Annotated in this window: 9 protein-coding genes and 1 pseudogene; 9 read left to right on the top strand and 1 reads right to left on the bottom strand. The window is 59.6% G+C overall.

Annotated features, from left to right (window positions below):
- Nucleotides 1-184 precede the first annotated feature (184 nt).
- The 6 genes from speE to ACW9HW_RS25580 all read left to right on the top strand — a co-directional run bounded on the left by speE (nucleotide 185) and on the right by ACW9HW_RS25580 (nucleotide 5,718).
- The gene (gene speE, locus ACW9HW_RS25605; protein ID WP_457402071.1) at nucleotides 185-1,060 is read left to right on the top strand and encodes a polyamine aminopropyltransferase; all 876 of its coding nucleotides are present in this window, start codon (nucleotides 185-187) and stop codon (nucleotides 1,058-1,060) included.
- Nucleotides 1,061-1,276: 216 nt separating this feature from the next.
- A complete protein-coding gene (locus tag ACW9HW_RS25600) occupies nucleotides 1,277-1,510 on the top strand; it encodes a hypothetical protein (protein ID WP_095196805.1) in 234 nt (77 codons plus the stop codon).
- 212 nt (nucleotides 1,511-1,722) lie between these two features.
- Nucleotides 1,723-2,067, top strand: coding sequence for a ribonuclease E inhibitor RraB (locus ACW9HW_RS25595; RefSeq protein WP_053157306.1), 345 nt, complete (start codon nucleotides 1,723-1,725; stop codon nucleotides 2,065-2,067).
- Between the two features lie 472 nt (nucleotides 2,068-2,539).
- Nucleotides 2,540-3,949, top strand: coding sequence for a circularly permuted type 2 ATP-grasp protein (locus ACW9HW_RS25590; protein ID WP_007971899.1), 1,410 nt, complete (start codon nucleotides 2,540-2,542; stop codon nucleotides 3,947-3,949).
- Nucleotides 3,950-3,961: 12 nt separating this feature from the next.
- Complete coding sequence (locus ACW9HW_RS25585; protein ID WP_077044641.1) at nucleotides 3,962-4,912, top strand: alpha-E domain-containing protein; 951 nt, start codon at nucleotides 3,962-3,964, stop codon at nucleotides 4,910-4,912.
- Entirely contained in the window at nucleotides 4,909-5,718 is an 810-nt protein-coding gene (locus ACW9HW_RS25580; RefSeq protein ID WP_095196804.1) for a transglutaminase family protein, read from the top strand. Before ACW9HW_RS25585 ends, ACW9HW_RS25580 begins: the two co-directional genes overlap by 4 nt.
- Nucleotides 5,719-5,871: 153 nt before the next feature.
- Here ACW9HW_RS25580 and ACW9HW_RS25575 read toward each other — a convergent pair.
- Nucleotides 5,872-6,694, bottom strand: a pseudogene (locus ACW9HW_RS25575) (c-type cytochrome).
- 602 nt (nucleotides 6,695-7,296) lie between these two features.
- Between ACW9HW_RS25575 and ACW9HW_RS25570 the strand changes: the two are divergent.
- The 3 genes from ACW9HW_RS25570 (at nucleotide 7,297) to ACW9HW_RS25560 (ending at nucleotide 11,494) form a co-directional block, all read left to right on the top strand.
- Nucleotides 7,297-8,502: an acetyl-CoA C-acetyltransferase gene (locus ACW9HW_RS25570; protein WP_457402070.1), complete on the top strand. Its 1,206-nt coding sequence runs from the start codon at nucleotides 7,297-7,299 to the stop codon at nucleotides 8,500-8,502.
- 24 nt (nucleotides 8,503-8,526) lie between these two features.
- Nucleotides 8,527-10,671: a 3-hydroxyacyl-CoA dehydrogenase NAD-binding domain-containing protein gene (locus ACW9HW_RS25565; protein ID WP_457402069.1), complete on the top strand. Its 2,145-nt coding sequence runs from the start codon at nucleotides 8,527-8,529 to the stop codon at nucleotides 10,669-10,671.
- A gap of 94 nt (nucleotides 10,672-10,765) precedes the next feature.
- The gene (locus ACW9HW_RS25560) at nucleotides 10,766-11,494 is read left to right on the top strand and encodes an amidotransferase (protein WP_457402068.1); all 729 of its coding nucleotides are present in this window, start codon (nucleotides 10,766-10,768) and stop codon (nucleotides 11,492-11,494) included.
- Nucleotides 11,495-11,569 lie beyond the last annotated feature (75 nt).

Raw genomic sequence — 11,569 nt, 5'->3', positions numbered from 1 at the left:
TGACATGCCGTCTTCGCGAGCAGGCTCGCTCCCACATCGTTCTGTATGCACCCGGTCATGAAGGTTCGACCTGTCATGTTCCGCAACGTAGAATGCGCGCCTTTCCCGGGCAATCGAGGCGATCGATTGGCCATCATGGGCGGGTAACCGTCCGTTGCCACCCGCATTCATCGGAGCACTTCCCATGAGCACTACCCCAGCCAGCGACTACCTGGAAACCCTCTACGAAGGCTACGGCCAGCGTTTTCGCATGGACAAACTGCTGCACGAAGTGCGCACCGAACACCAGCACCTCGTCATCTTCGAAAACCCGCGCATGGGCCGGGTCATGGCGCTGGACGGCGTGATCCAGACCACCGAAGCCGACGAGTTCATCTACCACGAGATGCTCACCCATGTGCCGATCCTCGCTCATGGCACCGCCAAGCGCGTGTTGATCATCGGCGGCGGCGACGGCGGCATGCTGCGTGAAGTGTCCAAGCACCGTAGCGTCGAACACATCACCATGGTCGAGATCGACGGCACCGTGGTCGATATGTGCAAGGAATTCCTGCCGAATCACTCCAAAGGCGCCTATGACGATCCACGCCTGAACCTGGTGATCGACGACGGCATGCGTTTCGTCGCCACTACCACGGAAAAGTTCGACGTGATCATTTCCGACTCCACCGACCCCATCGGTCCGGGCGAAGTGCTGTTCTCGGAAAACTTCTACCAGGCCTGCCATCGCTGCCTGAACGACGGTGGCATCCTGGTGACGCAGAACGGCACGCCGTTCATGCAGATCGACGAAGTCAAAACCACCGCCGGTCGCCTGCGCAGTCTGTTCCCGGACTGGCACTTCTACCAGGCCGCAGTACCGACCTACATCGGTGGCTCGATGACCTTTGCCTGGGGCTCGACCAATACCGCTTATCGCCAATTGTCCCGTGAAACCCTGCAACAGCGCTTCGCAGGCAGCGGCATCGTCACGCGCTACTACAATCCGGAAATACACATCGGCGCCTTCGCTTTGCCACAGTACGTGCTGCAAGCAGTGGGCAAGCCAAGCAACGATTGATGGTTGATGCATAATTACTGCAGGAGCGAGCCTGCTCGCGAAAGCGGTCTTTCAGTCGATTGAAATGTCGACGGGTATACCGCCTTCGCGAGCAGGCTCGCTCCCACAGGTTCTTTGTTGTTACATCCTGTTTGCTGTAATCCGTTGGAACGATCAATTCGAGCTAAAGTCGAGATAGGTGTAAGCCCATTCACGGGTTTGATAGAGGAGGCTCCGATGTCAAAGTGGAAAGTCACTTTCGTGGATGATCATGGTGAAACGATCGACGAGGTCTTCGAGTGCGAGGAGTGCCCGAGTCACGAGCAGGCCGCCAAACTCATCAAGGAACGACTCCTCCCTGTCGCCGCCAAGCTGGATTTGAACGATCTGGAAGGGCGAACCCCTGACGCGAGCGTCAAAAACCTCAAAATCCAGAACAGCATACAAATCCTCCGTATCACGCCAATCTGAACATCTCCTGTCACATTCTCAACCAGGCCTTGGCAGCGGCTCTATCCTGAGGCTACTCTGCAATCGAGATCAGCGAATGGATCGCTAAGGTCTGGTCTTGTCAGCTACATGCTTGTTTCCCGTCGGCACATCGGTTGCCGAAACGCCCGTAGCCATGGTTACGCGCGAAGGGAGTACGGAAAGTCTATCCATCGGTTTGAGGAGGACGTTTCATGAGCACAGCCTATCAAGAAGACATCAGCAGCAGCGTGCTGCGCCGCATGAAAGAAGGCGGTTTCGACTTTTCACGATTCCATCCCATCGAGTTCTACGCCATTTTCCCGGATGAGGAGCGGGCACGCAGGGCGGCAGGTCATTTTCATCGTGGGGAATCCCTGAATGCGCAAATCAGTGTGCGCGACGACGGTGCCTGGGCGCTGGAGTTAAGCAAGGTCATGTACGCCACCTATGATGACATCGGCGACTTCGAGCAGGGTTTCGAAGCGGTGGTCGAGCCATTGGGCGGCATCATTGAGGGCTGGGGGGTCAAGCAGGAGGTACGAGGGCGACTCGCATAACATTATGAATAGCAGCAACCAGCAATGACGGCTGACCTTCGGGTTGGCCGTTTTCGTTTGTGCAGAATAAAAAATCGCATTTCAACAAAACAAAAAAAAGCCACCTGAGCGGGTGGCTAAAAGGGAAGACCGGTAAGGAGAGAAACCGGTCGGAGCATGCCGGACCGGGTTGCCGGAGCAACCGAATAAGTGAGGCTGAGGACTTCACTGAACAGGTGCTGGTGAAGTTTTTTCAGCGGATGCACGGATTATCCACAGCGTTAACCGGGCAGTGAAATCAACTCTGGCTATGCTGGTGATAGGCAACAACATTGCCTTGCAATGAAGCGGGGGCGATCAGGTGGGGGCAGTTACCGCACAGGATTGGTGCGGTGTCTGTGTATTGAATATCCAACTGATTGATATCAAAGCGTTTATGCCGATGGCGCGGGCCTTGCAGAGGTCCGTACGTCCGGGTGACAAGGAGTACGGCATGATCCGCACCTATTTTGATGAGATGTACGATGCCGGCGGCCAGGTCCGCCCGCATTATCGGGAGTTTGCCCGTTGGCTGGCCGAAACGCCTGACGAGCTTCTGGCACAACGGCGACGCGAGGCCGATCTGTTATTTCATCGCGCCGGGATTACGTTCACGCTCTACGGTGATGAGCAGGGGACAGAGCGCCTGATTCCCTTCGACACCATTCCCCGCAGCATCCCCGCCAGTGAATGGCGGGTGGTCGAGCGGGGCTGCATTCAGCGAGTCAAGGCGTTGAACATGTTCCTCGCCGACCTCTACCACGAGCAGCGGATCATCAAGGCCGGCATCATTCCGGCCGAGCAAGTGCTGGCCAACGAGCAGTACCAGTTGGCGATGCAGGGGCTGGATCTGCACCGCGATATCTATTCGCATATTTCCGGTGTCGATCTGGTGCGCGACGGCGACGGCACGTACTACGTGCTCGAAGACAATCTGCGCACGCCCAGCGGTGTAAGCTACATGCTCGAAGACCGCAAGATGATGATGCGTCTTTTCCCCGAGCTGTTCGCGGCGCAACGCATCGCACCCATCGATCACTATCCGAACCTGTTGCTCGATACGCTGAAAAGCTCCAGCCCGATCGACAACCCGAGCGTTGTAGTGCTGACGCCGGGGCGCTTCAACAGTGCGTTCTTCGAACATGCGTTCCTGGCCCGGGAGATGGGCGTGGAGCTGGTGGAAGGCGCGGACCTGTTCGTGCGGGACGACAAGGTCTTCATGCGCACCACCGATGGGCCGAAAGCCGTTGATGTGATTTATCGCCGCCTCGACGATGCGTTCCTCGATCCCCTGGCTTTCAATCCGGAATCAATGCTCGGCGTGCCGGGGCTGCTGTCGTCCTACCGGTCCGGCAATGTGGTGCTGGCCAATGCCATCGGCACGGGGGTGGCGGACGACAAGTCGGTGTACCCGTTCGTCACGGACATGATCCGGTTTTATCTGGACGAAGAGCCGATCCTGAAGAACGTGCCGACCTGGCAGTGTCGTAATCCGTCCGAGCTGTCCCATGTGCTGGCCAATCTGCCGGAACTGGTGGTCAAGGAAACCCAGGGCTCCGGCGGTTACGGGATGCTGGTGGGGCCGGCGGCAACAGCCGCGGAAATTGAAGCCTTCCGCGCGCGAATCATCGCCAAGCCCCATGCCTACATCGCGCAACCGACACTGTCGCTGTCGACCTGTCCGACCTTTGTCGAAAACGGCATCGCGCCGCGCCATATCGACTTGCGTCCGTTTGTGTTGTCTGGCCGAGAAACCCGGGTCGTGCCCGGCGGCCTGACCCGTGTCGCCCTGCGCGAAGGCTCCCTGGTGGTGAATTCCTCCCAGGGTGGCGGAACCAAGGACACCTGGGTGGTCGAGGATTGAAGGAAGCCTGTCATGTTAAGTAGAACTGCCTCGGATCTGTATTGGATGTCGCGTTACCTGGAGCGGGCGGAAAACCTCGCACGGATGCTCGACATCAGTTATTCGCTGTCACTGATGCCACAGGATGGTCGTGGCAACGGCCTGCACGAACTGGCCATGCCGCTGTTGATTACCGGCACCCTGGACGATTACCTCGAACGCCACGGCGAGCTGCATGCCGAACGGCTGCTGCACTTTTTCGCGCTGGATGCGGCGAATCCGGCGAGCATCTACAGCTGCCTGGGTGCGGCGCGTGCCAGTGCCCATGCGGTGCGTGGGCGAATCACCGCCGACATGTGGGAAAACATCAATGCGACCTGGCTGGAAATTCGCGGAATTGCCGAACAGGGCCTGAGTCGCTACGGCATGAGTCGTTTCTGCGAGTGGATCAAGGAACGTTCCCACCTGTTCCGGGGCGCGTCCTACGGCACCATCATGCGCAACGATGCGTTCCGTTTCATTCGCCTGGGGACGTTCATCGAACGCGCCGACAACACCTTGCGCCTGCTCGATGCCCGTTACGAAATGGCCGGCGATCAGGCCGAAGCGGTCAGCGACGGCACGGCCCACGCGTATTACCAGTGGAGTGCCTTGCTGCGGGCACTGTCATCGTTCGAGGCCTATACCGAAATCTACCGTGACGCTCCCGGCGCCCGGCATGTGGCCGAGTTGCTGTTGTTGCGGGCCGACGTGCCGCGCTCGTTGCGTGCCTGCACCGAAGAAATCGACCAGATCCTTGCCCAGTTGCCGGGGGCCAATGGCCGCCCGGCGCAACGCCTGGCCGCGGAAATGGACGCGCGCCTGCGCTACACCGGCATCACCGAAATCCTCGACGAAGGCCTGCACGCCTGGTTGACCGAGTTCATCCCGCTGGTGCGCCAGTTGGGCAACGCGATTCACAGTTCCTACCTGGAGGCTGCATGAGACTTTCCATTAGCCACGAGACCACCTATCACTATGAAGATCAGGTGCGGGCGAGCATCCAGTATCTGCGACTGACTCCCCACGACAGTGAGCGCCAACACGTGCTCAGCTGGCAGCTCGACCTGCCGCGCCCGGTGCGCGCGCAACTCGACCCGTTTGGCAATATCCTGCATGTGCTGACCATGGACGAGCCTCACGAGGCGATCATCATCGGCGCCCGTGGCCAGGTCGACATCGACGAGCTGCGCGAAGCCGAGCACGAGAGCCAGTCGGCGTTGCCGTTCCTGCGTTTCACCCGCCTGACTGAAGCTGACGCGGCATTGCGCGCATTTGCCGAGAAAGCGTGCAAGCAACGCCGCGATCGCACTGCGCTGATTGACCTGATGCACGGCCTGAACCAGCACATGACCTATACGCCGGGTGCCACCGAAGTGGACACCAGCGCCGCCAAGGCCTTCGCCGGGCGTTCGGGCGTGTGCCAGGACCACACCCATGCCTTTCTCGCCTGCACCCGCAGCCTGGGTATTCCGGCGCGGTATGTGTCGGGTTATTTGTACAGCGAGGATTGTGAACACCTGGCCAGTCACGCCTGGGCCGAAGCCTGGCTGGATGACGCCTGGTACAGCTTCGACGTGACCAACGAACTGGCCCGACCCGAGCGCCATTTGAAACTGGCAGTGGGCCTGGACTATCTGGACGCCTGCCCGGTGCGAGGCATGCGTCGCGGCGGCGGGTGTGAGCAGATGCATGCCAAGGTGTTCGTGTCGCCCACCCCTGCGCCGGTGATCTCGGTGCAACAACAGTAAATGCTGACACCATGATCCCTTGTGGGAACGAGCCTGCTCGCGAAAGCGGCCGTTCAGTCAGCCCAATCGTGACTGACACACCGCCTTCGCGAGCAGGCTCGCTCCCACAAGAATATTTTCAGTGGAGATGAGGTCAGTCCCGGTAATACCCGTTCAGGGTTTAACCTTGCGCCCCACCATATGCTTCAAATACCCCACCAGCATCCCCAAGTCTTCATCCGGCAACACCTCGGCCGAAAAGCCCGGCATTTTCGCCTGGGGCCATTGGCGCAAACTCTGCGGATCACGGATGTAGCGCTTGAGGAAGTCTGCACCGAAGTACTCGGTCGGGTTGTACGGAATATTCAGGTCTGGCCCGAACTGCGAGTCCCCGGCACCGTTCAATCGATGGCATGCCAGGCAGTTTTTCTGAAACAGCGCAAAGCCTTTGTTGACCGGGTCGTCTGCCTTTAACGCGGGATCAGGCAGCAGGGTAGGAAAGCGCTCGGCCACCGGCGCAAGGCGCTTGATGCTGGCCAGTTCGAACGGCCATTGTTCCGGGCTGATATTGCCTGCCCGCGGGTCGGTCCAGACCAGGTAAAACGGCCCGGCGCTGTGTTTGCCTTCTGACAGCGGCGGCCAGGGGTTCGCCGGATCTTCGATGGCCAGCCAGGCTCGCGCGCCCTGGGTATTGAGTAGCGGTCCGGCCGGTAATTCCGCGGCAAATCCATCGAGCGCAACAGCTTGCAAATGATCGTCGGATTTAACGTCCGACAACAACGCCGCCAACGGAACAGCGCGGTAGCTCATGTCCCGTTTGTAGGAAACATCATTGGGGATGTTGATGGTCAGGACCTGAGGGTGCTTGAGCAACTCCTCGGTCTGCCAGGTGCGACTGTACTCGCCCAACTCCAGATTGAGCTGTGCGGCATGCAGAGGTGTGCCGAGCAGCAACGCCCCAAGCAGAATAAACGTTTTCACAATGATCGCCGTCCATGTCGTGGAAGTGCCACAAAGGTTGGCACAGCCACGCTGGCCCGGGTAGCGAGCCAGTCACATTTTTAGCGTGGCGATATAAAACGCTGGTGCCCTATTTTTAGAATAACGACTAGCCGATCACCTTGGTCAGGTTGGGCAAAATCAACAGCAATGTCGTGGCAAAGAGAATGAGACCTGCTTGGCGAACTTTCGATTGTTTGAACATGGCTGACCGCCTTTTTTTTGTTATTTCCTGATGCCTGCCTGCATATATCCATGACGGCAAACGTTGCACTTCCTGTAGGACGAGCGCCTCGGCAAAACCCGACGACAACTTCGTATAACTTCACCTTAGAGGCCGCGTCACGCTTGTTTTAGATCCATTTAGTATGGAGTTCTCACTCGATGCTATTAAAAAGGCATGAGGCCTATTGCCAGCTTCTTGGGCGGCCTTTTGCTAGACACCTGCGGGTCTTTAACCGGTTCATCGAGTCATCGATGACCGTCCGTCTGAGCGTGACCGTCAATGCCAGTGAGCGCTGCGGTCATTGAATCCATTGGTCGCCGGGCCAAGAGTGTGAGCTGTGTTTTTCACTCACTGCACTGCGGTTCGAGGACGTCATGACCCAAGCTTTGATTTTCGACGCGTTACGCACGCCCCGTGGCAAAGGCAAGGCTGATGGCGCCTTGCACAGCGTCAAACCGGTAAACCTGGCAGCAGGCTTGCTCAGGGCGCTGCAGCAGCGGACCGCCCTCGACACCAGTCAGGTCGATGACGTGGTACTCGGTTGCGTGACGCCCATCGGCGATCAAGGCTCCGACATCGCAAAAACCGCAACCCAGGTGGCGGACTGGGACGTCAGCGTAGCCGGGGTGCAGATCAATCGATTCTGCGCTTCAGGGCTGGAAGCGGTGAACCTTGGGGCGATGAAAGTGCGCTCCGGTTTCGAAGACCTGGTGGTGGTCGGCGGCGTCGAGTCCATGTCGCGCGTCCCCATGGGCAGCGATGGCGGGGCCTGGGCACTGGACCCGGAAACCAACCTGCACAGCCACTTCACCCCGCAAGGCGTGGGCGCCGACCTGATCGCCACGCTCGAAGGTTTCAGTCGCCAGGATGTCGATACCTACGCGCTGCACTCGCAACAGAAAGCTGCGCGGGCGCGGGCCGATGGCTCTTTTAGCAAGTCGCTGGTGCCGGTTCGGGATCAGAACGGCATCATCCTGCTCGATCACGATGAATTCATCCGTGCCGAATCGAGCATGGAAGGCCTGGGCAAGCTCAAGCCGAGTTTCGAAATGATCGGGCAGATGGGGTTCGACGCCACCGCGCTGCGCGTCTACAGCCAGGTCGAGCGCATCAACCATGTCCACACCCCCGGCAACAGTTCCGGAATCGTCGACGGCGCGGCGCTGATGCTGATCGGCTCCGAAGCCAAGGGCCGGGCGCTGGGCTTGCAGCCACGGGCGCGGATCGTCGCCACGGCGGTGACCAGTACCGATCCGACCATCATGCTCACAGGCCCCGCACCAGCTACCCGCAAGGCGCTGGCCAAGGCCGGGCTGCGGGTGGAAGACATCGACCTGTTCGAGGTCAACGAAGCGTTTGCCTCGGTGGTGTTGAAGTTCATCAAGGACATGGCCGTCGACCCGGACAAGGTCAATGTCAACGGCGGCGCCATTGCCATGGGCCACCCGTTGGGCGCCACTGGATGCGCGATTCTCGGCACCTTGCTCGATGAGCTGGAAGCCCGGCGCCTGCGTTATGGCCTCGCGACCCTGTGTGTCGGCGGCGGCATGGGCATTGCCACCATCATCGAACGCCTCTGAGCCCCGAATTCAAGGAAACCTTCCATGACCCAAGCCATTCGTTACGAAAAAGGCCAGGACCAGATTGTCGTCCTGACCATCGACATGCCGGGCCAGAGCGCCAACACCATGAACGCGGTGTACCGCGAAGCCATGGCTGACTGTGTCGCCCGCCTGGTGGCCGACAAGGACGCCATTGCCGGCGTCATCATCACCTCAGCGAAAAAAACCTTCTTCGCCGGCGGTGACCTCAATGAGCTGATCAAGGTGGGCAAACCCGAAGCCAAAGCCTTTTACGACATGGTGCTGAAACTCAAAGGGCAACTGCGTACCCTGGAAACTCTCGGTAAACCGGTGGTCGCGGCGATCAACGGCGCGGCGCTGGGCGGCGGCTGGGAAATCTGCCTGGCCTGCCATCACCGCGTGGCGCTGGACAACCCGTCGGTGCAGCTGGGCTTGCCGGAAGTGACCCTCGGCCTGTTGCCGGGCGGCGGCGGGGTGGTGCGCATGGTGCGTATGCTCGGCCTGGAAAAAGCCCTGCCGTATCTGCTCGAAGGTAAAAAAGTGCGGCCGCAGCAAGCGTTGCAGGCGGGTTTGATCGATGAACTGGCGGCGGATCACGACGAGTTGCTGGCCAAGGCGCGAGCCTGGATCATCGCCAACCCCAAGACGGTGCAGCGTTGGGATGTGAAGGGTTACCAGATCCCCGGTGGTACGCCGTCAAACCCGAAAGTCGCACAGATGCTGGCCATTGCACCGTCGATCCTGCGCAGCAAAACCCAGGGCTGCATGCCGGCGCCGGAAAAAATCCTCTGCGCCGCCGTGGAAGGTGCGCAAGTGGATTTCGACACGGCGCACCTGATCGAAACCCGCTACTTCACCGAGCTGACCACCGGTCAGGTCTCCAAGAACCTGATCGGCACGTTCTGGTTCCAGCTCAACGAAATCAATGCCGGCGGCTCGCGGCCGCAGGGTTTTGCGCCTTGCGTCACCAGGAAAGTCGGCGTGCTGGGGGCCGGGATGATGGGCGCGGGCATTGCGTTTGTCAGCGCGTCGGCAGGCATCGAGGTGGTGCTCAAGGATGTCAATCTCGCCGCTGCCGAGAAGGGCAAGGCGCACTCGGCGGCGTTGCTGGACAAGAAGGTGGCGCGTGGGCAGCTGAGCGTCGAACAGCGCGAAGCGGTTCTGGCACGCATTCAGGCCACTGAAAGCGATGCCGACCTGGCCGGTTGCGATCTGATCATCGAAGCCGTGTTCGAAGACCGTGAGCTGAAGGCCAAGGTCTCCCTGGCTGCGCAACAAATCGTCGGTGCCGACGCGGTGATCGCCTCCAACACTTCGACTCTGCCGATCAGCGGCCTGGCCACGGCGGTACCGGACCAGAGCAAGTTTATCGGCCTGCATTTCTTCAGCCCTGTGGACAAAATGCCGCTGGTGGAAATCATCAAGGGCGTCAACACCAGCGACGAAACCCTGGCTCGCGGATTCGATTTCGTTCTGCAAATCAAGAAAACGCCGATCGTGGTCAACGACAGCCGTGGTTTCTTTACTTCGCGGGTGTTCGGCACGTTTACCAACGAAGGCATTGCGATGCTGGGCGAAGGCGTGAGTGCGCCGATGATCGAGACCGAGGCACGCAAGGCCGGCATGCCCATCGGACCGTTGGCGATTTCTGATGAAGTCTCCCTCAGCCTCATGAGCCATATCCGCCAGCAAACCGCCAAAGACCTGCAGGCGGAAGGCAAACCGCTGACCGAGCATCCGGCATTTGCCGTGATCGACTTGCTGCTCAATGAATACAAGCGTCCGGGCAAGGTCGCGGGCGGTGGTTTCTACGAGTACCCGGCGGGGGGGCAGAAGCACCTGTGGCCGGAGCTGAAAAACCGCTTTGAAAAGGCCGACGGGCAGATTTCGCCCAAGGATGTGCGCGATCGCCTGCTGTTCGTGCAAGCCATTGAAACCGTACGCTGCGTGGAGGAGGGCGTGCTGACCTCGACGGCGGACGCCAACGTCGGCTCGATTTTCGGCATCGGTTTCGCGGCCTGGACCGGCGGTGCGTTGCAGTTCATCAATCAGTACGGGATTAAAGACTTCGTCGCCCGTGCCCAGTACCTGGCGGGTCAATACGGCGAGCGCTTTGCACCACCGGCACTGTTGCTGGAAAAAGCCGCCAAAGGGGAGGCATTTTAGGGATCGGTGACACATCGCGGGGCTTGCCTTGTTACGGTGTTTCAAGGCAGGCTCTGGGGTGTGCATTATTCCCATCACGTGTCAGGTATTTTTTATGTCGTTACGCATCTGCATTCTCGAAACCGACATCCTGCGTCCGGAACTGGTCGACCAATATCAGGGTTACGGGCAGATGTTCAAACACCTGTTTTCGCAGCAGCCCATTGCCGCCGAGTTCACTGTGTACAACGTGATGCAGGGCGAGTATCCCAGCGACGACCTGACCTTTGACGCCTACCTCGTCACCGGCAGCAAGGCCGATTCCTTCGGCACCGACCCCTGGATCCAGACCCTCAAGGACTACCTGCTGACCCGCTACGAGCGTGGCGACAAACTGCTGGGCGTGTGTTTCGGCCATCAGTTGCTGGCGCTGTTGCTGGGCGGCAAGAGCGAGCGGGCGACCCAGGGTTGGGGCGTCGGCACCCACAATTACAAACTCGCCGCCAAGGCGCCTTGGATGAATCCGGTGCGCGAAGAGTTGACCCTGCTGATCAGCCATCAGGACCAGGTGACGTCATTGCCGGAAAACGCCACAGTGATCGCCTCCAGCGATTTCTGCCCATTTGCCGCGTACCACATCAATGATCAGGTGCTGTGCTTCCAGGGGCATCCGGAGTTCATTCATGACTACTCCCGGGCCTTGCTGGAGATTCGTCAGCAAGCGCTGGGCGAGCAGGTGTATACGAAAGGAATCGCAAGCCTGGAAAGTGAACATCACGGCAGCACGGTTGCCGAGTGGATGATGCGGTTCGTGGCGCACAAGCCAGAAACAAAAGCGATTTAACGGACGACCAACAGACCTGTGGCGAGGGAGCTTGCTCCCGCTGGACTGCGCAGCAGGCCCATTTTTTGGGGCCGC

The sequence above is a fragment of the Pseudomonas sp. SDO5532_S415 genome, assembly GCF_054071155.1.
This window is presented reverse-complemented; position numbering and strand designations above follow the sequence as displayed.